The sequence below is a fragment of the Janthinobacterium sp. SUN128 genome (assembly GCF_030587275.1).
GTDB classification, from domain to species: domain Bacteria; phylum Pseudomonadota; class Gammaproteobacteria; order Burkholderiales; family Burkholderiaceae_D; genus Janthinobacterium; species Janthinobacterium lividum.
This window is the reverse complement of sequence record NZ_JAPWHY010000002.1, coordinates 124,769-147,433: the sequence shown is the minus strand read 5'-3', so window position 1 is coordinate 147,433 and position 22,665 is coordinate 124,769. Positions and strand designations below refer to the sequence as shown.

Genomic DNA, 22,665 nt, shown 5'->3' with positions numbered 1-22,665 from the left:
CGAAGGGACGCGCCTTACAATAAGCGTTGAGAAGTCTCGCAAGGAGCGGTCATGGAAATCGAATTGAAATTGTTGCTGGTGCAGGAAGATGTATTGCGTTTGCGCGCGCACCCGCTGCTGGCGCAGTCGGCGCAAGGCGAGCCGCAGCTGCTGCAGATGCACGATATCTATGTCGATACGCCCGATTTGCAGCTGTGCCGCCAGCAGGCGGGCTTGCGCGTGCGGCACGTGGACGGGCGCTGGGTGCAAACCCTGAAGGCGGGCGGCAGCGTCAGCGGCGGCTTGCACAGCCGCCACGAGTGGGAGGGCGAAGTTCCCGGGCCGCAACCGGACCTTGCCGCGCTCGATGCGGCCATCGGCCGCAAGCAGCCGATCCGCGCGCTGCTGCGCCAGGACGCCATCCGCGACGCCTTGCAGCCCGTGTTTACCACGCGTATCGAGCGCACCGTATGGCAGCTGAGCACGCCGCAGGGCGACCAGATCGAATGCGTGCTGGACCAGGGTGTCATTGAAAGCGGTGCGGATGGGGCGGATGGCGCCGTCCGCAGCGTGCCCGTCAGCGAGATCGAACTGGAGTTGAAGCAGGGGCAGGCGGCCAGCCTGTTCGACGTGGCGCTGGCTCTGCTGCAGGACGTGCCGCTGCAGCTGGGCCACATGAGCAAGGCGGAACGCGGTTACCGGCTGGCGGCATCCTATCCCTTGCAAGCCGTCAAGGCGCAGCCCCTGGCGCTGGACGCGGCCATGTCCGTGGAGCAGGTATTCCTGGCCATCGCCGGCAATTGCCTGGAGCAAGTCAGCGGCAACCAGGATGGCGTGGCGGCGGGCGAGGACGTGGAAAGCGTGCACCAGATGCGCGTGGGCCTGCGCCGCTTGCGCTCGGCGCTGGGCATGTTCAAGTCCCTGCTGGCGCTGCCGGACGCCTTGAAGGGCGAACTCGGTTGGCTGGGCGGCGCGCTGGGCGAGGCGCGCGATTGGGATGTGTTGGCTGGCAATACCCTGGCGCAGCTCGATGGCGAGGCGGCCGCGGATGCGGCGGCGCTGGCCGAGGCGGCGCATGCGCAGGCGCGGTTCAAGCACGTGCAAGCGGCCCAGGCCGTCACCTCGGCGCGCTACACGGCCTGCATGCTGGGCTTGCAGCGCTGGCTGCAAGCGTGCGTCTGGCGCGACAATTGCTCCGCGCGCCAATTGCGGCGCCTGGACGCGCACGTCTTGCCGTTTGCCCGTGCGACCCTGCGCAAGGACCAGCGCCGCCTGATGAAGCGCGGCAAGAGCCTGCTGCATGCCACGCCGCAGCAGCGCCATCGGGTGCGCATCGCGGCCAAGAAGACGCGGTATGCGACGGAATTCTTTGCCTCGCTGTTTGCCGCGCGCACCGTGCAGCCGTATGTGGGGCGGCTGTCGCTGCTGCAGGATGAACTGGGTTGGCTCAACGATGTGCAGGTGGCGGACCGGCTGCTGCAGCAACTGCCCGAGGTTCAGACTGGCCAGGCTGACCAGTCCGCCCAGTCCGCCCGGGACGGCTTGCGGCTGCACGCGGCCTTCGTGCGCGGCTATCTGGCGGCGCGCGCGCAGGCGCAGGGCAGCGATGGCCGCATGCACAAGGCCTGGCGGCGCTTCAAGGCGGCCCGCTTGCCGGCCTGAGCCCGCTCTTGCCGCAGTATCAGGCCAGGCCAGGCCAGGCCAGACCAGGCGCGGCTAGGCCAGCGGGCGCTGCAACCGGCGTTCGAGGATGGCCAGCGGCGATTTGTGCGGGGCCGCCATGGCGTGCACCGGCAGCAGCCAGGTTTGCTCCAGCGCATGCTGTCCCCGCAGGGCCGCGTGCGATACGGCGTCACTGAAGACGATCCACGTCTGGCCCGGCGCGAACGCATGGGTGTGTTGTTCCACCTGCGCCTGGTAGCCCAGGTCAGCCTTCATGGCGTCGTGCAGTTGCAGCATGTAGTGGTCGTAGGGCGTGCGCCGCGACTTGGTGATGCCCAGCCATTGCAGCAGGGCCGCCAGCACGGGTTGCGGACGCTTCGCGACGGGTAAAAAATGCTGCGCCACCTGCTCGAATGGCGCGCCCAGTTTCCACACGCGGGGTGCGTCGCGCGGATGGATGTTGGTGAAGACGCGCAGGATGCGCCGGCCCTGCGTGGGCGAGGAGGGAAAGCTGTCGACATGCAGGCGCGTATCGTCCTTGCGCCAGGAACTCGCCCGGCCGGCGATTTCCACGGGGCGAAAGCTGCCCTTGCCTTGCTGCAGATGGGAGGAATAGCCAGGCAGCAAGCCGCCCAGCAAGCGCTGCGTGTGCCGCGCGTAGCGCTGCATCAGCGCGGCCAGCATGGCCGCATCGCAGGCATCGCCGTGGCCGCGCACGCCGCGCGCCGGTTCCCAGCTGATATTCTTGGCGCTGCTGGCGTTACCCACCGCGCCGTTCAGCAGCGCATGCTCTTCCTGTCGCAGGGAGAAACCCAGGCGGGGCAACAGCAGCACTTGCCCATCTTCGAGTGCCTGCAGCGCCGCCGCCTGCTGCACGGCGCTGCCGCTGGCGTCCCACTTGTTCAGGGAAATGTCGATGAGTTTGCTCATGGCACAAACGGGGAAGACATCGGAGCGGCCAGTATGGGCGCCTGCCGCCCGCTCCCGTTTGCGCTAGCGCAGGTTCAGCTCACAGTTTGCTGTTCTGGCAGCCGGCGCTCACGCATTCGCGCACGCGGTCTTGCAGGAATTGCGCGCGTTCGATGGTGGTGCGCGTGGCGCAATCGAGGTTCACATAGAAGCCCGAGCCATCCTTTTTCGAGCATCGCTCGTTGCGCTCGCTGATCCAGGAAAGCTGGCCCGATTTCAGCTTTTGCTTGCCGCCGGCATCGAGCTGGGAGCTAAGTTTCTTGTAGTTGGCGTTGAGTTCCTTGTCCGCTTCCTGGTACACCTTGTTGAGGCAATACAGGCCATCGAAGTCGTTGCGCGGCGTGTCGCAGGCCGAGTTGGCGAAGGCGGAGCCGGAGGCGCAGAGCAATAGGGCGAGCAGGCATTTTTTCATGGAGTGCTTTCAGAAAGTGGTGTGGCAGGATAGGCGAGCAAGGCAGCGCTCTTGCGCATCGTATAACATTTTCCATCCGGGCCGCAGACACTTGCGGGCGCGCCCGCAAGCGTGCCGTCAATAGGCCAGGCGGCCCGGCACGCTCACTTCGATCTGCGTGCCGGCGCCGGGCCGGCTGTCGATGCGCAGGCTGGCCCCGATGGCGGCGGCGCGCTCGCGCATGCTGACCAGGCCCCAGTGGCCGGGCCGCTGGCCCGCCTGCGCCACGGCGTCATCGAGGCCGCAGCCGTCGTCGCGCACGCGCAGGGTGAATGCCCGCTCCGCATAGTCGAGTTCCAGTACGATGTTTGCCGCCTCGGCGTAGCGCGAGGCGTTGAACAGCGCTTCGCGCGCGATGGCATAGATTTCGTCGTGCACGCGCGGCTGCAGGCGCCGGCAGATGCCGCTGACATGCACCGTGAAGGCGTGCGCGCGGTGCTCGGCCAGGCCCTTGCCGAATTGCTGCAGCGCCAGCCGCAGTTCGTCGGGTTCGGCCGAGGCGCGCAAGTCCATGATCTGGTCGCGGCCTTCGATCAGCAGCTGGTCCGCCAGGTTGAGGGTGCCATCGAGGCGCGCCCGTTCGCGCGTGCCCTTGGGCAGCATGTCCGCATGCGCATGGAACGACAGGATCAGGCCTTGCACGCTTTGCAGCAGCGTGTCGTGCAGCGAACGGGCGATGCGCGAGCGTTCGGCCAGGCGCTCCTGCAAGCGTTCCTGCAACCGTTCCTGCATATTGCGCGTCAGGTGGCGGATGCGCAGCACGTAGCCGCCATACAGCAGCAGCGCGGCGCCCAGCGCCAGCAGCACGACGAACCACGGCGTTTGCACGAAGGTGGGAGCGATGACGATGTCGAGCCCTGTCCCCTGCGTGTTCCACACGCCGTCTTCGTTGGCGGCCGTGACGTCGAAGCGGTAGCTGCCGGGGGCAAGGTTGGTGTAGTACGCTTCGCGGCGTCCCACCGCCTCCTGCCAGCCCGTGTCCACGCCTGCCAGCCGGTAGCGCAGGCGCACGCGTTCCGGCATCGACAGGCTCAGGGCCGTGAAGCCGATCTGCAGGGTCTTGCTGCCTTGCGGCAGGTGCTGCGGCTTGCCATCGTCCAGGGCGTAACGCACGCCATCGGCCAGCAAGCTGTGGATCTGCACGGGCGGCGCCAGGGCGTTGCGGCGGATGTGCAGCGGGTCGAGCATGGCGATGGTGGCCGAGGTGGAGAACCACAGCTTGCCATCGGGCGCATGGATCAGCGACGGCACGGGGCGCAGTTGCGAGGCATGGCCCTGCAAGCCGTCAAGCGCGTCGAAGCGCTCCGAGGTAACAGCGCTGCCGTCCCGCATCCACGCGGCCAGGCTGGCGGCAGCGATATGGTCGATGCCGTCCGCGCCATGCAGCCACAGGTCGCCGTCCGGCAGGCGCACGATGCCCGATACGCCGCGAAACGCCGCGCCGTGCGCGCCGCGCAACATGTGGAAGCGGCCGGCGCGGTACAGGGCCACGCCGTTTTCGCCGCCGGCCCACATCGCCTCGCCATCGCGGTACAGCTGCAGCACGGTGCCCACCTGCAGGCCCTCGGGCGCGCCGAGCCGCTTGACGGCGCCTGCGCGCTGGCCATCGGCCACCAGGCTGAGCGTATTGTCGGCATGGCCCAGCCAGACGGTGCCGGCGCCATCGATCGCCATGGCCGTGGTCAGCACCGCCGGCAGGCCGGACAGGCCGCCGTCGGCGATCCATTTTCCTTCGCTTAGGCGAAACAGGCCGCCGCCGGAAAACGAGGCCCACAGGGCGCCTGAGCGATCCTGCTGCAGCGCCTGCGGATCGAGTCCCAGCACGGGCGGCACCACGCGCGTCATGGCGCCGTTGCGCGCGCGATGGTGCAGCTCCTGCTCGTTGCCCAGCCACAGCGTGCCGTCGGGCGCCCAGTGGCTGGCCGCCAGCGCCCCTTTCAGTATCACTTTCTTCACCCCGTCGGCGGTAAAGCTGCGCACGTCGCTGACGTAGTCGCCGATCCACACGTCGCCATCGGGCCCCGGCAGCATGCCGGGATGGTCGAAGGGCACGGCGACGGCCAGGGTCTTCAGGCGGTTCGGCCGCAGCCGGTCCAGGCCCGTCGAGGTACCGAACCACAGATTGCCTTCGCGGTCCTGGAACGACGTTTGCGGCAGCGGGCCGCTGATGCCGTTCTGGCGCGTCAGGCGCTGGGCCGGCAGGCTGGGGCCGGAAGGATCGAACTTGCGTTCAATGCCATCGGGCTGCATCAGCCACATGGTGCCGGCGCGGTCGAAGCGGATGCCGTTGCCCGTGGCGTCGGGCCGGATGGGCGCATCGCCGCGCGGCGCGCTGGTGCGCACGCGATAGTAATTGCTTTGCGCGTCCACAGCCCAGATGGCGCCATCGGGCGCTTCATCCATGCTGGTGAGCATGGTGCGCGGCCAGGCATGGGAAAAGCGCGTCTCGCCCGGCCTGCGGAAAAAGACGCCGTGCATGGTGCCCATCCACTGCGTGCCATCGCGCCCGAACAGGATCTGGTACACGCGCTTGTCGGGCAGGCCCACGTTGGCGGCCTGCGCGACGAAACGGTCGGCGCCCGGCGCCAGGCGCGCCGCGCCATCGCGCGTGCCGACCCAGATGGCGCCGTCGGGCGCTGCCTCGACATGGAATACGGCGCCCGGCGGCAAGCCGTCCGCTTCCCCGTACGTGCGCGCGCCACCCTGGCGAAAGACGCTGACGCCGCCGAGGCGGTAGCCGACCCAGACGGCGCCGTCCGGTGGCGTGGCCAGGCCCAGCACATTGCTCGACGGCAGGCGGTGGCCGTACACGCTGTCGACGCGGTCGAAGCGCACGCCATCGTAGCGGTACAAACCGGTGGCCGTGGCGATCCACAGCCAGCCATCCTTGCCCTGGGCGAATTTCAGTACGTCGACGGGCGCGCCTTGCAGGGCGCCCCAGGCGTTGTGGGTGTAGTCGGACAACAGGGGCGAGGGGGCGGCCGCGCACGCGTGCAGGTGGCACGCCAGCAGGAGCAAAATCAACAGGCGGCGCAGCAGGCGAGCGGACATCGGGGCAGGGCGGGGTGGGAAGATGCTGATTGTAGCGCAGCGCCTCGCCTTTCAGCAGGCAAAAAAAAGCCCGCGCGGGGCGGCGCAGGCTTTTTCTCCTTACGTTGAAAGGAACTGCTTACGCGAAGTTCTTGGCAACGAAGTCCCAGTTGACCAGGCCCCAGAACGTTTCCACGTACTTGGCGCGCAGGTTGCGGTAGTCGATGTAGTAGGCGTGTTCCCACACGTCGCAGGTCAGCAGTGGCTTGTCGCCGGTGGTCAGCGGGCAGCCGGCGTTCGAGGTGTTGACGATGTCGACGGAGCCGTCGGCTTTTTGCACCAGCCAGGTCCAGCCCGAACCGAAGTTGCCCACGCACGACTTGGTGAATTCTTCCTTGAACTTGTCGAACGACGACCATTTGGCGTTGATCGCGTCAGCCACGGCACCCGCAGGCGCGCCGCCGCCGGCCGGCTTCATGCCGTTCCAGTAGAAGGTGTGGTTCCATACTTGCGCTGCATTGTTGAAGATGCCGCCCGACGATTTCTTGATGATCTCTTCCAGCGACAGGTTCTCGAACTCGGTACCCTTGATCAGGTTGTTCAAGTTGGTGACATACGCCTGGTGATGCTTGGCATAGTGGTATTCCAGGGTTTCTTTCGAAATATGCGGCGCCAGAGCGTCCATTTCATACGGCAGTGGTGGCAGAGTATGTTCCATGTGATGTCCCTTTGTGGTGAATGTTCGGAGTCTTCCAGCCTGTGGCCGGAGGGTTGAGCCAAGCTTGCTTGAAGCAGGCATTCTTGCTGAACGAGCCACTATTGTAAAGCGGATGCGCCATTGCTGCAGATTCCCGCATGCGTTGCGGATGCCGTTCGCGTACTGATTCTCGTTCAGCCTGAATCGGGCGGAAAAGTTCCCAGCCGCAAGCCTCAGCGGATGCGGCGAGTGGTTTCCCGCACGATGAGTTCCAGCGGCGGAATGGCTGCCTGCACGGCTTCGCCATTGATCAGGCCCAGCAGCGCTTCGGTGGCGATGCGGCCGATGTCGTACAGGGGCTGATGGATGGTGGTGAGCGGCGGCGTCGTGTAGGACGAGCCGGGCAAGTCATCGAAGCCGACGAGCGAGATATCGTCGGGCACGCGGATGCCCTTGCGGTACAGGCACAGGCGCACGCCGTAGGCGGACAGGTCGTTGGCGGCGAAGACGGCGCTGAACTGCTGCTGCGTATCGAACAAATGGTTCATGGCCAGCATTCCGCTTGCTTCGTGGAAATCGCCTTCCACCATCAGCTTCGGGTCGATGGCGATGTCCGCTTCGCGCAGTGCGCGCTGGTAGCCCGTCAGGCGCTCGGCCGCATCCGTGTTGTTGGCGGGGCCGGCCACGAAGGCGATGCGCCGGTGGCCCAGTTCCACCAGGTGGCGCACGGCCAGGTAGGCGCCGTATTCGTTGTCGAGCTTGAAGCCGATGGCGCTTTTCGTGGCCAGCAGGCGGCCCGTCGAGACGATGGGCCGCTGCTGCGAGAAATCGAGCACGCTCTCGTCCGAGATGCGCCCCGACAGCAAAATGATGCCGTCCACCTTTCTTGCCAGCAGCAGGCGGATGCGGTCCGCCTCTTCCTGCGCATTCCAGTGCCCGCTGACGATGACGGACGCATAGCCCGTGTCCTTCAAGCCATCGTCCACGCCGCGCAGGCTTTCGTCGAAGAAGGGGCTGGAAATGTCCTGCACCACGATGCCGATGGTCATCGAGCGGCCTTTTTTCAGCCCCTGCGCCATCTGGTTCGGTGCGAATTTCATGTGGGCGATCGCCGCCAGCACGGCGTCGCGCTTGTCGTCGGAGACCCTGGCCGTGCCATTCAGGATGCGCGAGACGGTGCTGGGCGACACGCCGGCCTGGCGTGCCACGTCGAGCAGGGTGGAAGGGGGAGCAGCGTGGGCGCTATCGTTCAAGGTGATTCCTGGGTATCAAGATGGCTGGTTCTCAGTGCTCTGAAAACCTTTTCATCGGAAGATTACCATAAATGCCCGCAGGGCCGTGGATCGGCGTAGGTCGGGTTAGCCCGCAGGGCGTAAGCCGACATATTGTTGGCCGTGCACGTCGGGTTACGCGCTTGCGCGCTAACCCGACCTACGATTGAAAACGTTTTCACAAAAAACAACGGCAGCGCAAATGACGAATTTTTACGCTTTTTCATAGGAGAAAACGCGCCACGGCATGCCGCTTGCCACGCTGCCTTCAATAAAAATGACAACTTTTTCAGTTGACTTGATTTTCTTTGCAGTGTTAAATGGATACATGTTGTGAAAACGTTTTCAAGATAGAAGACGCTCAATAAACGGAGATGAAATAATGAAGTCAAGCATCCTTGGCGCCGCCCCGCTGGCAGCGCTGACCCTGGCCGCCAGTGTGGCCGCCGCGCCCGCAGCCGTTCCGCCGGCTGCAGCCCTGCCGACGCTGGCCCCGGCCACGATTACCGTCGCCTCGTTCCCCGACCTGGACCGCGCCGTCAAGACGGCCTTGCCCCTGTGGGAAAAACTGTATCCGCAAGTGAAGGTCAAGCTGGTCAGCCTGCAGATCGACGATCATCACAACTCGATGACGACGGCGCTGGCGGCCGGCGCGCGCCTGCCCGACGTGATGGCCATCGACTTCCGCTATGTCGGCAGCTTCGCCGAATCGAAGGGCATGGAAGATTTGCTGCAAGCGCCATACGGGGCAGGGCAGTACCGCGCCCAGTTCGTGCCGTTCACCTTCGTGCAGGCGACCAGTTCGCGCGGCACCCTGGGCGCCATGCCGGCCGACCTGGGACCGGGCACCCTGTTCTACCGCAAGGATCTGATGGACAAGGCGGGCATCAAGGAAACCGACCTGACGCAATCGTGGGAGTCGTATATCGCCGCCGGCAAGAAACTCAAGGCCGCCACCGGCACCTATCTGCTGGCCGGCGCCAGCGACCTGGCCGACATCTATATACGCGCCAATTTGAAAGATGGCGAAGGCATTTACTTTGGCGACAAGGGCCAGGTGCTGGTCGACTCGCCCCGCTTCGTGAAGGCCTTCGAGCTGGCCAAGGCGGCGCGGGTGGCCGGCATCGATGCGCGCACCGTGGCCTGGACGGGCGAGTGGGCCGAAGGCTTCAAACGCGACAAGGTGGCCAGCCAGATGATGGGATCGTGGCTCAGCGGCCACCTGGCCAAGTGGCTGGCGCCGGCTTCGTCCGGCCAGTGGCGCGCGGCGAACTTGCCGGCCGGCGCGCTGGCGTCGTACGGCGGCTCCTTCTACGGCATTCCGAAAAAGGCGGCGAACAAAGCCCAGGCCTGGGAATTCATCAAGTTCATGACCGTCAACAAGGATATCCAGCTGCATTCCCTGAAAGAGATCGGCGCCTTCCCGGCCCTGAAGGCAGCCTATGCGGACCCGATGATGGACGAGCCGCAGGCGTATTTCGGCGGCCAGAAGACGCGCCTGCTGGCGCGCGACACGGCGGCGAAGATCCCCGTCATCCGCGTCGACAAGTTCGACGCCGTGGCGCGCGACATCGTCAACATGGAACTGGAAAGCGTGCTGGCGCAAAACAAGGATATCAAGACGGCCCTGGCCGACGCCAAGGCCCTGATCACCCACCGCGCGCGGCGCTAGGAGCAGCATGACTACCTCCATGCCTTGTACCGAGGGCGCGCCCGCTGCTGCCGCTGCGCGGCCCGCAAAAAAACGCTTCAACATGAAGCAGTGGGCGCCGTACATCTTCATCAGCCCCTTCTTCATCCTGTTCGCCGTCTTCAGTCTGTTCCCGCTGCTGTTTTCCATCTATTTGTCATTCAACCAGTGGGAAGCGGCCAGCGGCGTGGAAGCCATGCAGTGGGTGGGCCTGGACAACTACAAGTATGCCTTGAGCGACCCGTGGTTCCTGCGCTCGCTGGGCAATACCGTGTGGCTGGCGCTGGCCTCGGGCGTGCCGCAGCACCTGGTGGCCATTCCGCTGGCGGCCTTCATCCACAACAGCTTCAAGCGCTCGCGCAACCTGGTGATCGGCATCTATTTTTTACCGTTCATCACCTCCAGCGTGGCCATCGCCATGGTCTTCAATACCCTGTTCTCGCGCGACTATGGGCAGATCAATGTACTGATCCAATGGTGCGCCAGCCTGCCGCTGGTGGGCGGCCTGTTTCCGGCAGAATCGATCGACTGGCTGGGCAGCTCGCTGTTCATCAAGCCGGCCGTCGCCTTCGTGATTTTCTGGCGCTACCTAGGCTGGAATCTGGTGCTGTACCTGTCCGCGCTGCAGGTGATCCCGAAGGACCTGTACGAAGCAGCCACCATCGATGGCGCCTCGAAACGCCAGCAGTTCTGGTACATCACCCTGCCGCAGCTGCGCCCCATGATCTACCTGGCCGTGACCCTCACCATCATGGGCAATCTGCAGCTGTTCGAGGAGCCGTTCGTGCTGGTGGCCGAATCGAGCGGCGTGAGCCAGTCCGTGATGACGACGGCCATCTTCGTCTACAAGACGGCGTTTTCCTCGGGCGACTTCGGCACGGCGTCGGCCATTTCCTGGCTGCTGTTCCTCATCATCGCCAGCACCACCTGGGTCAACAACCGCATCTTCAGCCGCAATGAACGCAAGGAGGTCCGATGAAAACCACCCGCTGGACGGCCTACGCCATGGTGGCCATCGGCGCCCTGATCATGGTCGCGCCGTTCTACTTCATGTTCGTCTTCGCCACGCACACGAGCGCCGAGATCTACAGCCTGCCGCCGCCGCGCTGGTTCGGCACGGCCCTGCTGAACAACATCGAGCTGCTGCAGGAGCGCCTGCCATTCTGGCGCAATATCGGCATCAGCCTGTATGTGGCCCTGATGACGACGGCGCTGACCCTGTTCTTTTGCTCGCTGGGCGGCTATGCGTTCGCCATGTACGAGTTCCGCTTCAAGCGGCCCTTGTTTACCCTGGTGATGGCGTCGATGATCATCCCGTCGTTCATGAACATGATCCCCACCTTCATGCTGATGGATTTCCTCGGCTGGCTGGACCAGCCGCGCGCCCTGTACGTGCCGGGAGCGGCCGGCGCACTGGGGATTTTCCTCATGCGCCAGTACATCGGCACGGCGATACCGAAGGACCTGATCGAGGCGGCGCGCATCGACGGCTGCGGCGAATTCGCCATCTACTGGCGGGTCGTGCTGCCGCTGATCGGCCCCGCCATGGGCACCCTGGGCCTGATCACCTTCATCAACTCGTGGAACAATTTCATCACGCCGCTGGTCGTCATGCGCTCGGTCGAGAACTACACGATCCCGCTGGCCCTGCGCAGCATGCAGGCGCCCAACAACACGGAGTGGGGCGCGCTGATGACGGGCGCCGCGATTGCCGTGCTGCCGCTGCTGCTGATGTTTTTTGTTGCCTCCAAGCGCCTGATCGAAGGGCTGACCCAGGGCGCCGTCAAAGGCTGATGCACTCACTTATTTCAACCCCTCACACTGATACCACCACCATGCATAACGACGACATTGACAGCAACTTTCCCGCCACCTTCACCTGGGGCGTGGCCACCAGCGCCTACCAGATCGAGGGCGCCGCCGCCATCGACGGCCGCGGACCATCCATCTGGGATACCTTCAGCCATACGGATGGCAAGATCATCGACGGCAGCAATGGCGACGTGGCCTGCGACCACTATCACCGCTATGCCGAGGACGTGGAGCTGATCGCCAGCCTGGGCGTGAACGCCTACCGCTTTTCCATGTCCTGGTCGCGCGTGCAGCCGGCCGGTTCCGGCGCCTGGAACGAAGCGGGCTTCGACTTTTATGCGCGCCTGCTTGACGCCCTGGCCGCCAAGGGACTCGACGCCCATTTGACCCTGTATCACTGGGACTTGCCGCAAGCGCTGCAGGACGAGGGCGGCTGGCTCAATCGCGCCACCTGCTACCACTTCGCCGCCTATGCGGCCGAGGTGGCGCGCCGCTTCGGCCACAAGGTCGCCAGCATCGCCACCCATAACGAACCGTGGTGCACGGCCGTGCTGGGCCACGGCACGGGCCAGTTCGCCCCGGGCATGGCCGATCCGGCCGCCGCCGTGCAAGTGTCGCACCACTTGCTGCTGTCGCACGGCCTGGCCATGCAAGCCATGCGCACGGTGAATGCGCCGGCGAAGCTGGGCATCGTGCTCAATCAATGGACGGCCACGCCGGCCACCGACAGTGCCCAGGACCGCGAACTGGCCGAACTCGAATATGCACGCTCGGTGCAGTGGTATATGGATGCCATCTTCAAGGGCCGCTACCCGGCCCTGGCCCTGAAACATGCCGACGCTTCTGCTTTATCCATATTTGAAAACGATTTCATAGATATTAAACAGCCTATCGATTTCCTTGGCGTGAACTACTACACGCGCGCTTTCATGAGCGCCGAGACGCCGCCGCGCAAGCCCGAATGCAAGCTTGGGGTCAACGACATGGGCTGGGAAACCTATCCGCAAGGCTTGACGGAGCTGCTCGTGGGCCTGCACCGCGAATACCGGCTGCCGCCCGTCTACATCACGGAAAACGGCATGGCCGTTGCCGACAAGCCCGTCGACGGCAAGATCCATGACGCGCCGCGCATCGACTACGTGCAGCTGCACCTGGATGCCTTGCGCGCCGTGATCGCGCAGGGCATCGACGTGCGCGGTTATTTCTACTGGAGCCTGATGGACAACTTCGAGTGGAATTCGGGCTACGCCAAGCGCTTCGGCATGCTGTACGTCGATTACGCCACGCAGCAGCGCAGTTTCAAGGACAGCGCCCTGTGGTACCGCGACTTCATCGCCGCGCAGCGCGCCGCGCATGCCGATGCGGCCGTCCTGGCCGGGGAGCACTGACATGGCCGCCATTTCCCTGCGCGGCATCCGCAAGACCTACGGCGACGGCCCGGAAATCGTCAAGGGCCTGGACCTTGATATCCATGACGGCGAATTCATGGTCTTCGTGGGGCCGTCCGGCTGCGGCAAGTCGACCCTGCTGCGCATGATCGCGGGACTGGAAGACATCAGCGCGGGCCAGCTGCGCATCGGCGACCTGCTGGCCAACGACGTGGCGCCGGCAGAGCGGGGCATCGCCATGGTCTTCCAGAGCTACGCCCTGTATCCGCACATGACGGCGCGCGACAACATGGGCTTTGCCCTCAAATTGGCGGGCAAGGGGGAGGCCGAGGTGCGCGTGGCCGTCGGCAAGGTGGCCGAGATTTTGCAGATCACGCACCTGCTCGACCGCAAACCCAAGGCATTGTCCGGGGGCGAACGCCAGCGCGTGGCCATCGGCCGCTCCATCGTGCGCCAGCCCAAGGTATTCCTGTTTGACGAGCCGCTGTCCAACCTCGATGCCTCGCTGCGCGTGCAGACGCGCATCGAGCTGGCCAAGCTGCACCAGGAACTGGGCACCACGATGATCTACGTGACGCACGACCAGGTCGAGGCCATGACCCTCGGCGACAGGGTCGCCGTCTTCCACGGCGGTCACCTGGAGCAGGTGGGCGCGCCCCTGGACCTGTACCGCCATCCGGCCAGCCAGTTCGTGGCCGGCTTCATCGGTGCGCTGCGCATGAATTTTTTGCCGTGCGCCGCCGTCCCGGCGCTGGCCAGCCAGCTCGGTGGCGAGGCGGGCATGCTGGTCGGCATACGTCCGGAACACCTGCGCCTGGTGCCGCGCGAGGAGGGCTACGGCGCCACCGTCACCCTGATCGAGCAGCTGGGCGATGCGCAAATCATCCACGCGACGCTCGATGGCGGCATTGACGGCAGTCCGCATGCGGTGGCCATCAAGCTGCACGGCGAGGCGCGCCACGAGCTGGCGCAGGGCAGCGCCATCGGCTTTGCGCCGGAAGAAGGCCATGCCTTTCTATTCGACACGGCCGGGCGCGCCGTGGCTACCCATTGACCCCGCACGGAGGCGACATGACTTCAGATTGACACCCAAAAAATGTGCAGCAGTAGCCAAAGAGCTATGTGATCATCATTCAACCAGCGGTACAGGAGACAACAACAATGCAACAGCTCAAACGCAATACCATCGCCCTCAGCCTGGCGCATGCGACCTTCGCCCAGTTCATCTTGCTGGGCAGCGGCGCCGCCATGGCCCAGGACACTGCGGCCGCGGACGCGGCAAAACCGGCCTCAGAACAGATGGACCGCATCGTCGTCACGGCCACGCGCCGCAATACCTTCGTGCAGGAGACGCCGCTGGCCGTCACCGCCTTCAACCAGGACACCCTGCAAAACAACCAGGTCAAGGATCTGGCGTCGCTGGCCACCATGGTGCCCAGCCTCGTCGTCGAGCAGCATGGCGACTCGGGCGGCGTGCACGTCTACATGCGCGGCGTCGGCTCGGCCAACCACACGGAGCTGGGCGACCCGGCCGTCGCCTTTTATGTCGATGGCGTGTATTCGCCGCGTCCGCAGGGCGCCACGGCACTGATGTATGACCTGTCCCACGTCGAGGTGGCGCGCGGACCGCAGGGCACCCTGAACGGCCGCAATTCGACGGCAGGTGCCGTCAACCTCGTGTCGGCCGCGCCGAGCACGGCCAAGTTCATGGGTTCGGCCGGCATCACGGTGGGCGACAAGCGCCATTTGCAGACGCAGGGCATGATCAATATCCCGTTTTCCGACGACGTGGCGCTGCGCATCGCCGCCATCAAGGATAGCCACGACGGCACGGTGGATTTCCGCCGCGGCTCGAACGTTATGCCGGGCACGGCCAAGTATGGCGCCGGCGACCAGATGGGCGTGCGCGCCTCGCTGCTGTGGAAGTTCACGCCGCAACTGCGCGGCACGTTCATCGCCGACTACTTCCTCGACCAGGGCGCCGGCAACGTCTACCTGGCGGCCGAACCGAAACGGGGCGAGAAGCTGCGTTCGGCCCTGATCGACACGCCGGGCACCCTCGACCAGTCGATTTTGACCTACAAGGGCAAGCTCAATTACAAGCCGACCGATGCGCTGGACTTCACCTACCTGGGCAGCTGGAGCCGCTACAAGCGCCAGAACAGCAACGATGCCGATGCGGGCCTGTTCCCCGGCTTCAAGTCGGAAAACCGCACCGACTGGGCGCAGTTCGACAGCTATTCGCACGAGCTGCAGGCGCGCTCGGACGATGATGCGCCGTTCCAGTGGGTGGCCGGCCTGTTCCTGTTCAATGAAAAGAACAAGGTGCGCTTCGATATCGACCGCAGCCAGATTTCGCAGGCCGCCGTGCAGCAGGATATCGCCAACGGCGCCGTGATCTTCGTGCAGCCGACCGTGGGCCAGTATGCCTCGGCCATGTCCTTCATCCAGGGCGACCGCCAGCTCAAATCAAAGGCCGTATTCGGCCAGGTCAGCCAGCAGTTGACGGATCAGATCAAGCTGACGGCCGGCGCGCGCTACACGAAAGACCATAAATTCGACGTCGGTGGCAAGAACTGGGCTTGCCCGAACTGGCCTGCCAACACGCCGCTGGGCACCACCGTGCTCACGCCCGATCAACTGGCGCAGCTGGTCACGCCGGGCACGGGCCTGGCCAATACGCACAATATCGGTCCTGGCGGCGCCATCACGGCGGCCACCTGCGGCAATACGCCGGGCGACAATACGGCCGACCTGAAATACGGCCAGGCCACCTGGCTGGGCCGCATCGAGTACAAGCTGCGCCCGGACATCCTGCTGTTCGGCTCCGTGACGACGGGCTTCCATTCGCCTGCCATCGGCGATGGCGGCGCCACCACCAAGCCGGAAAAGCTGACCAGCTATGAAATCGGCTTCAAGTCCGACCTGCTGAACCGCGAACTGACGCTGAACCTCGATGCTTTCCTGATGAAGTACAAGGACAAGCTCGAGTCGCAGGTGGTCAACAGCGTGCTGGCCAACTTCAATGCGGCCGGCGCCACCGTCAAGGGCCTGGAAGCGGAATGGGTGTGGCGGCCAACGAAGGTCGATCGCCTGACGGGCAACGCCACCTGGTTGAAAGCCGTGTATGACGACTTCATGTCGTGCGACGTCGATGCGGCGCGCGCGAATGGCCAGTCCTGCGGTTCGACGGCGCCATTGGTGAACGTGGGCGGCAGCACCATGAAGCATGCGCCGAAGTTTTCCACGACCGTCCAGTACGAGCATGATTTCAATGTCGCCGGCGGCCAGCTCACGCCGCGCGCCTCGGTGCATTATGAAACCATGTCGTATGTGGGCGCGGGCGCGTTCAATGGCGATGTGCCGGGCCATGCCGGCGTCAAGCGCCAGGAAGCCTACACGACCCTGGACCTGAGCCTGCGCTTCCAGCCGGCGAACAAGGCCTATACGGTGGAAGCGTTCGTGCAGAACGCCACCGACAAGGCGGTCAAGCTTGACGTCAATGAAATCTGCACGGACGTCGGCATGCCATGCCAGCCCACGCAGCAGATCTACGGCGCCTTCTACAACGCGCCGCGCACCTTTGGCGCGCGCGTGTCGATGAAGTTCTGATGGCGTAGGGTGAAAGAGCAGTCGCAGTAGCAGTCCACTCAGTAGGGTAGGTGTTGGGCCGGGGAGTTTCCCCGGCCTTTTTTATTCCAGCGTTTATTCCAAACTCGCTTGCACGCTGGCGATGCCGATCTGCGCGCTGCCTTCGGCCAGGCGCACATTGACGTTCTGGCGCGCCTGCAGCTGCGCCGGCGAGCGGACGATCGCCCCTTTCTCATCGCGCAGGATGGCGTAGCCGCGTTCCAGCGTGCGCTGGGGATTCAACAGCTCCAGCTGCGCCGCCAGGCCGTGGAGGCGGTGGCGCCGCTGTCCCAGCTGCTGCGCCATGGCCGCGCCGCCGCGCCGCTGCATTTCTTCCAGGCGCGCGCGCGGCGCCGCGACGTCGGGCCGCAAGGCCGCCCAGCGCGCACGCAGGCGTTCGAGCGCGTACTGCGACTGGTTCACGGGCGCGCGCGCCGCATGCGTCATGGCCGTCGACAGGGCCAGCAGCTGCAAACGCTGCTGCTGCAGCTGCGCCTTCGGGTTGAGCAGGCGGCGGCTGTGGCGGTCCAGGGTCTGCGCCGCATCGTCGAGGCCGCGGCGCATGGCGCGGCGCAGGTCGGCCGCATCGGCGCGCAGGGAAGCCATCCAGTCGGCGCGTGGCGTGGCCGCCAGTTCGGCCGCCGCCGTCGGCGTGGCAGCGCGCAGGTCGGCCGCGAAGTCGGCGATGGTGAAATCCGTTTCGTGTCCCACGCCGCTGATCACGGGCATGGAACAATCGGCGATCGCGTGGGCCACGGCTTCATCGTTGAACGACCACAAATCTTCGATACTGCCGCCGCCACGGCACACCAGCAGCACGTCGCACTCGGCCCTTGTGGATGCCGTGCGGATGGCGTGCGCGATCTTTTCCGGCGCCTGCTGCCCCTGGACGGGCGTGGGGTAGAGGATGATGGAGACGTGCGGCGCGCGGCGCTTGAGCGCGATCAGCACGTCGCGCAGGGCGGCCGCCTGCGGGCTGGTGACGATGCCGATGCTGCGCGCGAACATGGGGATGGCGCGCTTGCGTTCCTGGTCGAACAGTCCCTGCGCGGCCAGCTTTTCCTTCAGGCGCTGGAACGCTTCATACAGAGCCCCCACGCCGGCGCGGCGGATGGCTTCCACGTTGATCTGGTAATCGCCGCGCGCGCCGTACAGGGTGACGAGGGCGCGCACTTCCACCTTGTCGCCTTCGCGCGGCGTGAAGCCGGCAAACTGGGCGCGGCCGCGGAACATCACGGCGCGCACCTGGGCGCCATCATCTTTTAATGTGAAATACCAGTGGCCGGACGCGGCGCGCGTGAAGTTGGAAATCTCGCCGGCGATCCATGTCAGGGGAAACGAGCGCTCGAGCAGACGCGCGACGGCCTGGTTCAGGGTGCTGACGGTCAGCACGGGCGGGGCGGCAAAGCCGCTGTCAGTTGGAGTATCGGTCATCATCTGGTGCTATGGGGGAGGGAACTGTCCACATATTATCGGCGAGGTCATGCTTATGTCATATATCGTGAAAAACAACAAGTTCTATTTCTAAGTATTTGATTTCATGATGAATTCCTGTATGCCTGATTTGCGTGCACAGGGAAAAAAACCTTTAATATCAAGCACATCAGTAAAGCCCCTGCCACTTACGCACAAAGTTATCCACAGAAAGTGTGCGGAACTTTTTGCCTTGGACAAACATAGCCTGACAAGCCAGCATTGAGCGATAAAAGTGCCGTGCTACATTTTTGCGCACGGAAATAAAGTGCATAGGAATCAAGCGCTTAGTATGCCATGCATGGCCTTGCGCACAATCTTATCCACAAAAAATGTGCAGAACTCTGGCACAGCGCCGGATTTATCCACCGGAACGCCCATGGCATGGCTTGCCTGAATTTTGCGCAGCATAAAAATAGCCATATAAATCAAGGGTGTAGCATCACGTCATACGCCTTGCTCACAATCTTATCCACAGAATGTGTGCAAAACTGCATAAACCGTTTCGCCTTTTCGCCTGCTTTTCCACTGCACGACCAGAGCATTCCTCTGCCTCATTTTTCAGCATTGGAAAAAACTCCTTTAAAATCAATGCTCTTACATGGAGTCAATCCGCTTGCTCACAATCTTATCCACACTTTATGTGTGGAACTGCCTTCACGCTTAAAAACTGCCGTGTTGAAGTGAAATTGGACGCCGAAAACCCTGCTTTTCAGGCCGTGCTACATTTTTATGCATGGCAATAAAAACGATATAAATCAATGTACTTGGCGCCTATCTTTGAGCTTGCGCACAATCTTGTCCACAGATTGTGTGCAGAACTTTTACGGCCACTATGCCGCGTATCGCATGCCCGCTGCCACTTTTTTACTCATTGATTTAATTTCCTTTAAAATCAATGGCTTAATTGAATTCCCGGGCTTTGCGCACAATCTTGTCCACAGTAAATGTGCAGAACTCTTCAAGTATTGATTTATTGATATTGACTACTGCCGTTAAGCTGCTATGCCTGTATTTTGCGCAGTTCTATAATCTGCATATAAATCAATGACTTGCCTGATGGACTTCATGCTTGCTCACAATCTTATCCACATAAAATGTGCAAAACCGGGCGCCGGCGGTGGGCGTCCGCTGCGCCGTGTGGACAACTGCCATGCGGGCGCCACTTGCCGCCGGCGCGGCAACGCGCTACATTGCGCCATTCCTGCGCGGACGTACAATCGGTCTTCGGCGCTCGGTACAATACAGGCTGTTCGGGCGGTCCATCGCCTTCCCTTTTCCAGGAGTTTCTTTTGCTCGCTATATTTCAAGCCGCTGGCTGGCCCATCTGGCTGTTGTTGATCGCTTCCATCGTCGCCCTGGCCTTGATCATCGAGCGCCTGCTGTATTTGCGCCGCGTCAAGATCCTGCCCCGCAAGCTGTTTGATGAAGTGGTGCAGGTGTATCGTAGCGGCAAGATCACGCCGGACACGGTGGCCAAGCTGGAAGACAACTCGCCGCTGGGCGTGGTGCTGGCTGCCGCCCTGCGCAATGTCGACGCGCCACGCGAGGTGATGAAGGAATCGATCGAAGAGGCGGGCAGCGGCGTGGCCCACACGCTGGAGCGTTTCCTGACGACCCTGGGCACCATCGCCACCCTGGCTCCGCTGATGGGCCTGTTTGGCACGGTGGTGGGCATGATCGAAATCTTCGGCTCGCAAAACGCCAGCGGCTCCAATCCCGCACAGTTGGCCCACGGCATCTCGGTGGCCCTGTATAACACGGGCTTTGGCCTGGCCATCGCCATGCCGACCCTGGTCTTCTACCGCCATTTCCGCGCCCTCGTCGACAGCTTCGTCATTGACATGGAGCAGCAAGCGGTCAAGTTCGTCGACATCGTCCACAGTGGCCGCAAATGAACTTCCGCAAAGGCAAGGGGCGTGAAGACCCCGAAATCAACCTGATCCCGTTCATCGACGTGCTGCTGGTGATCCTGATCTTCCTCATGGTCAGCACCACCTACAGCAAGTTCACGGAGCTGCAGATCACCTTGCCGACGGCCGACGCCGAGCAAGCCAAGGAAAAGCCGCAGCAGATCGACGTCACCATCGATGCCAAGGGTAATTACACGGTCAACCGCGAGCCCGTCTCGTTCCGCGACGTGGCCGGCCTGGCCGACGCCCTGCAAAGCGCGGCCAAGGCGGCCAATGGCGGCAAGGCACCCGCGCAGACGCCCGTGGTGGTGGTCAACGCCGACCAGTTCGCCATGCACCAGATGGTCATCCACGTGATGGAAGCGGCGCGCCTGGCCGGCTATGAAAAGCTGACGTTTGCGGCGCAGGCGGGTGGTAGCAAGTAGGTCGGCTTAGCCGGAACGGCGTAAGCCGACAAAAGCCGCAGCCGAGCATGTCGGATTACGCTGCGCCTGACGGCGCCGCTAATCCGACCTACACTATTTTTACGTCTTCCTTCATGCCCACATCCTCTCCTGCCAAGCTTGAAACCACACTCACCCGCGCCTGGCTGACGCGCGGTCCGCTGGCGTGCGCGCTGTGGCCCGTATCCCTGCTGTTCGGCGCCCTGAGCGCCGTGCGGCGCGGCCTGTATCGGGCCAAGCTCCTGAAATCCGCGCGCCTGCCCGTGCCCGTCGTCGTCGTCGGCAATATTTTTATCGGCGGCACGGGCAAGACGCCGCTGACGATCTGGCTGGTGCAAGCCTTGCGCGAGGAGGGCATGCGCCCGGGCGTCATTTCGCGCGGCCATGGCAGCGCCGACCGCTTGCCGCGCGCCGTCAGCGCCGCCTCCACGCCGCAGCAGGTGGGCGATGAGCCGCTGCTGATCTTCCAGCGCGGCGGCTGCCCCGTGATGGTGGGGCGCGACCGCGCGCAAGCGGGCAGGGCGCTGCTGGCCGCGCACCCGGACGTCGACGTGCTGGTGACGGATGACGGCTTGCAGCATTACGCCTTGCAGCGCGACGTGGAAATCGTGCTGTTCGACGGCCGCGGCGCAGGCAATGGCTGGCTGCTGCCGGCGGGGCCTTTGCGCGAATCGCCGCGCCGCCGGCGCGATGTGACGGTGATCAATGCGCCCGAGCTGGCGCCGGCACTGGTGGCCAGGGTCGCGCCGCAGGGCGGGCTGGTGGTGCAGATGCTGCTGGCCGGTGGCGTGGCCGAGCGCCTGCTCGACCGCGGCGAGCGCATGCCTTTGGCGACCCTGGCGGCTGGCGGCCAGCGCATCGTGGCGGCGGCCGGCATCGGCAACCCCCAGCGTTTCTTTGCCATGCTGCGCGGGGCCGGATTGGACTTCATGGAATTGCCCCTGCCCGACCATCACGACTTCCTCGACCAGCCATTTGCGGCGCTCGACACGGATGTGATCTTGATCACCGAGAAGGATGCAGTAAAATGTGCGCAAATTGAACATCTCAAAGATGACCCGAGACTGTGGGTCGTCCCCGTCAGTGCGCGCATCGATAGCGCGCTGGCCCAACAAATTGTGGAGAAATGTCGTGGACGCTCGACTGCTTGATATCCTGGTCTGCCCTGTTTGCAAGGGTCCGCTTGAACACGATAAGAAGGCGCAGGAACTGATTTGCCGCGCCGACCGCCTGGCCTATCCGATCCGCGATGGCATCCCCATCATGTGGGCGGACGAAGCGCGCACCCTGCAAGACGCAGTGGAATAACGATGGCGTTCATCGTCATCATCCCGGCCCGCCTGGCCTCGACGCGCCTGCCGGGCAAGCCGCTGGCTGACCTGGGCGGCAAGCCCATGGTGGTGCGCGTGGCCGAGCAGGCCGCCTTGTCGGGCGCCGCGCGCGTCATCGTCGCCACCGACCATGACAGCATCCGCGCCGCCTGCGCCGCGCATGGCGTGGAAGTGTGCATGACGCGCAGCGATCATCCGTCGGGCACGGACCGCATCGCCGAAGTGGCGCGCACGCTCGATTTGCCGTTGGACACCGTCGTCGTCAACCTGCAGGGCGACGAACCCTTGATCGATCCTGGCTTGCTGGCCGCCTGCGCGGCGCAGATCAGCGCTGCCGTCCCCATGGCCACCTGCGCCCATCCGCTGCATGATGTGCAGGATGCGTTCAACCCGAACGTGGTGAAGGTCGTGCTGGACAAGAATGGCCGCGCCTTGTATTTCTCGCGCGCCACCATCCCGTGGCACCGCGACGGTTTCGCGCAATCGAAAGACAGCCTGCCGGCTGGCTACGTGCCGCTGCGCCATATCGGCCTGTATGCGTACAGCAATGCGTTCTTGCAAGAATATCCGCAATTGTCCGCTTCGCCGCTGGAAGCCATCGAGGCGCTGGAGCAGTTGCGCGTGCTGTGGCACGGTGTGGCCATCGCCGTGCATGTCACGGACTTGGCGCCAGCCGCCGGTGTCGACACGCCGGAAGATCTTGCCAGGGTCCAGGCGCACTACCGTCACGCCACCTGAGAAAACGTCCATGGCTGCGTTGCCCCGCCTTGCCGTACATGCGTACTGTCTGCGGCGGGGCGCCTTGCCCTGAACGTTTTTCAGGCGCCGTGTGTGCGCGTGAAAAATTTTATGCGGGGCTTGCCACAAAAAACCACATTTTGAAACGTGCGTCGCGCGAATTGCTGGCTTTGATCAATCAGGGCATA

The 22,665-nt window shown here is 64.0% G+C and carries 19 protein-coding genes; 12 read left to right on the top strand and 7 right to left on the bottom strand.

Annotated elements, in window-relative coordinates; all coding sequences use genetic code 11:
• Positions 1-51: 51 nt before the first annotated feature.
• Positions 52-1,641 carry a CYTH and CHAD domain-containing protein gene (locus O3297_RS20605; protein WP_305049861.1) on the top strand — a complete coding sequence of 530 codons (1,590 nt, stop codon included), beginning with the start codon at positions 52-54 and terminating at the stop codon, positions 1,639-1,641.
• A 54-nt stretch (positions 1,642-1,695) separates the two neighbouring features.
• Here O3297_RS20605 and O3297_RS20600 read toward each other — a convergent pair whose 3' ends face one another.
• The 5 genes from O3297_RS20600 to O3297_RS20580 form a co-directional block, all read right to left on the bottom strand.
• Positions 1,696-2,571, bottom strand: a complete 876-nt coding sequence (locus O3297_RS20600; RefSeq protein ID WP_305049860.1) for a Kdo hydroxylase family protein — start codon at positions 2,569-2,571, stop codon at positions 1,696-1,698.
• 79 nt (positions 2,572-2,650) lie between these two features.
• Positions 2,651-3,022 carry a lysozyme inhibitor LprI family protein gene (locus O3297_RS20595; protein ID WP_034782071.1) on the bottom strand — a complete coding sequence of 124 codons (372 nt, stop codon included), beginning with the start codon at positions 3,020-3,022 and terminating at the stop codon, positions 2,651-2,653.
• A gap of 117 nt (positions 3,023-3,139) precedes the next feature.
• Positions 3,140-6,112: a sensor histidine kinase gene (locus O3297_RS20590; RefSeq protein ID WP_305049859.1), complete on the bottom strand. Its 2,973-nt coding sequence runs from the start codon at positions 6,110-6,112 to the stop codon at positions 3,140-3,142.
• A 118-nt stretch (positions 6,113-6,230) separates the two neighbouring features.
• The gene (locus O3297_RS20585) at positions 6,231-6,809 is read right to left on the bottom strand and encodes a superoxide dismutase (protein WP_034751750.1); all 579 of its coding nucleotides are present in this window, start codon (positions 6,807-6,809) and stop codon (positions 6,231-6,233) included.
• A gap of 212 nt (positions 6,810-7,021) precedes the next feature.
• Entirely contained in the window at positions 7,022-8,041 is a 1,020-nt protein-coding gene (locus O3297_RS20580) for a LacI family DNA-binding transcriptional regulator (RefSeq protein WP_034751748.1), read from the bottom strand.
• 400 nt (positions 8,042-8,441) lie between these two features.
• Between O3297_RS20580 and O3297_RS20575 the strand changes: the two genes are divergently transcribed.
• The 6 genes from O3297_RS20575 (at position 8,442) to O3297_RS20550 (ending at position 16,561) form a co-directional block, all read left to right on the top strand.
• Entirely contained in the window at positions 8,442-9,731 is a 1,290-nt protein-coding gene (locus tag O3297_RS20575) for an extracellular solute-binding protein (protein WP_305049856.1), read from the top strand.
• A gap of 7 nt (positions 9,732-9,738) precedes the next feature.
• Entirely contained in the window at positions 9,739-10,728 is a 990-nt protein-coding gene (locus tag O3297_RS20570) for a carbohydrate ABC transporter permease (RefSeq protein ID WP_225317211.1), read from the top strand.
• Entirely contained in the window at positions 10,725-11,543 is an 819-nt protein-coding gene (locus tag O3297_RS20565; RefSeq protein ID WP_070282696.1) for a carbohydrate ABC transporter permease, read from the top strand. The genes O3297_RS20570 and O3297_RS20565 overlap by 4 nt, the downstream gene beginning before the upstream one ends.
• A 41-nt stretch (positions 11,544-11,584) precedes the next feature.
• Positions 11,585-12,949 carry a GH1 family beta-glucosidase gene (locus tag O3297_RS20560; protein WP_305049855.1) on the top strand — a complete coding sequence of 455 codons (1,365 nt, stop codon included), beginning with the start codon at positions 11,585-11,587 and terminating at the stop codon, positions 12,947-12,949.
• A 1-nt stretch (position 12,950) separates the two neighbouring features.
• Positions 12,951-14,003, top strand: a complete 1,053-nt coding sequence (locus O3297_RS20555) for an ABC transporter ATP-binding protein (protein ID WP_305049853.1) — start codon at positions 12,951-12,953, stop codon at positions 14,001-14,003.
• A gap of 107 nt (positions 14,004-14,110) precedes the next feature.
• Entirely contained in the window at positions 14,111-16,561 is a 2,451-nt protein-coding gene (locus tag O3297_RS20550) for a TonB-dependent receptor (RefSeq protein ID WP_176382281.1), read from the top strand.
• A 93-nt stretch (positions 16,562-16,654) separates the two neighbouring features.
• On the opposite strand, the gene xseA is transcribed toward O3297_RS20550, so the two are convergent.
• On the bottom strand, positions 16,655-18,016 hold the full coding sequence (xseA, locus tag O3297_RS20545) for an exodeoxyribonuclease VII large subunit (protein WP_305049851.1): 1,362 nt from the start codon (positions 18,014-18,016) through the stop codon (positions 16,655-16,657).
• 315 nt (positions 18,017-18,331) lie between these two features.
• Positions 18,332-18,475, bottom strand: coding sequence for a hypothetical protein (locus O3297_RS20540; RefSeq protein ID WP_161789562.1), 144 nt, complete (start codon positions 18,473-18,475; stop codon positions 18,332-18,334).
• Between the two features lie 869 nt (positions 18,476-19,344).
• On the opposite strand from O3297_RS20540, the gene O3297_RS20535 reads away from it, so the two are divergent.
• The 5 genes from O3297_RS20535 (at position 19,345) to kdsB (ending at position 22,477) form a co-directional block, all read left to right on the top strand.
• Positions 19,345-19,950: a MotA/TolQ/ExbB proton channel family protein gene (locus tag O3297_RS20535; RefSeq protein ID WP_034782085.1), complete on the top strand. Its 606-nt coding sequence runs from the start codon at positions 19,345-19,347 to the stop codon at positions 19,948-19,950.
• The gene (locus tag O3297_RS20530) at positions 19,947-20,390 is read left to right on the top strand and encodes a biopolymer transporter ExbD (protein WP_305049849.1); all 444 of its coding nucleotides are present in this window, start codon (positions 19,947-19,949) and stop codon (positions 20,388-20,390) included. The genes O3297_RS20535 and O3297_RS20530 overlap by 4 nt, the downstream gene beginning before the upstream one ends.
• Before the next feature lie 113 nt (positions 20,391-20,503).
• Entirely contained in the window at positions 20,504-21,559 is a 1,056-nt protein-coding gene (lpxK, locus tag O3297_RS20525; protein WP_305049848.1) for a tetraacyldisaccharide 4'-kinase, read from the top strand.
• Positions 21,540-21,716, top strand: a complete 177-nt coding sequence (locus O3297_RS20520) for a Trm112 family protein (protein ID WP_010395789.1) — start codon at positions 21,540-21,542, stop codon at positions 21,714-21,716. Before lpxK ends, O3297_RS20520 begins: the two co-directional genes overlap by 20 nt.
• A 2-nt stretch (positions 21,717-21,718) precedes the next feature.
• Positions 21,719-22,477, top strand: a complete 759-nt coding sequence (gene kdsB / locus O3297_RS20515; RefSeq protein ID WP_305049843.1) for a 3-deoxy-manno-octulosonate cytidylyltransferase — start codon at positions 21,719-21,721, stop codon at positions 22,475-22,477.
• The last annotated feature ends 188 nt before the right edge of the window (positions 22,478-22,665 follow it).

Excerpts from the sequence above, each read along its gene's own strand:
- lpxK (WP_305049848.1), top strand. The coding sequence starts at position 20,504 with ATGCCCACATCCTCTCCTGCCAAGCTTGAAACCACACTCACCCGCGCC.
- xseA (WP_305049851.1), bottom strand. The coding sequence starts at position 18,016 with ATGATGACCGATACTCCAACTGACAGCGGCTTTGCCGCCCCGCCCGTG.
- O3297_RS20555 (WP_305049853.1), top strand. The coding sequence starts at position 12,951 with ATGGCCGCCATTTCCCTGCGCGGCATCCGCAAGACCTACGGCGACGGC.
- O3297_RS20585 (WP_034751750.1), bottom strand. The coding sequence starts at position 6,809 with ATGGAACATACTCTGCCACCACTGCCGTATGAAATGGACGCTCTGGCG.
- O3297_RS20595 (WP_034782071.1), bottom strand. The coding sequence starts at position 3,022 with ATGAAAAAATGCCTGCTCGCCCTATTGCTCTGCGCCTCCGGCTCCGCC.
- O3297_RS20565 (WP_070282696.1), top strand. The coding sequence starts at position 10,725 with ATGAAAACCACCCGCTGGACGGCCTACGCCATGGTGGCCATCGGCGCC.
- O3297_RS20590 (WP_305049859.1), bottom strand. The coding sequence starts at position 6,112 with ATGTCCGCTCGCCTGCTGCGCCGCCTGTTGATTTTGCTCCTGCTGGCG.
- O3297_RS20605 (WP_305049861.1), top strand. The coding sequence starts at position 52 with ATGGAAATCGAATTGAAATTGTTGCTGGTGCAGGAAGATGTATTGCGT.
- O3297_RS20560 (WP_305049855.1), top strand. The coding sequence starts at position 11,585 with ATGCATAACGACGACATTGACAGCAACTTTCCCGCCACCTTCACCTGG.
- kdsB (WP_305049843.1), top strand. The coding sequence starts at position 21,719 with ATGGCGTTCATCGTCATCATCCCGGCCCGCCTGGCCTCGACGCGCCTG.
- O3297_RS20570 (WP_225317211.1), top strand. The coding sequence starts at position 9,739 with ATGACTACCTCCATGCCTTGTACCGAGGGCGCGCCCGCTGCTGCCGCT.
- O3297_RS20600 (WP_305049860.1), bottom strand. The coding sequence starts at position 2,571 with ATGAGCAAACTCATCGACATTTCCCTGAACAAGTGGGACGCCAGCGGC.
- O3297_RS20530 (WP_305049849.1), top strand. The coding sequence starts at position 19,947 with ATGAACTTCCGCAAAGGCAAGGGGCGTGAAGACCCCGAAATCAACCTG.
- O3297_RS20575 (WP_305049856.1), top strand. The coding sequence starts at position 8,442 with ATGAAGTCAAGCATCCTTGGCGCCGCCCCGCTGGCAGCGCTGACCCTG.
- O3297_RS20550 (WP_176382281.1), top strand. The coding sequence starts at position 14,111 with ATGCAACAGCTCAAACGCAATACCATCGCCCTCAGCCTGGCGCATGCG.
- O3297_RS20540 (WP_161789562.1), bottom strand. The coding sequence starts at position 18,475 with ATGGCTATTTTTATGCTGCGCAAAATTCAGGCAAGCCATGCCATGGGC.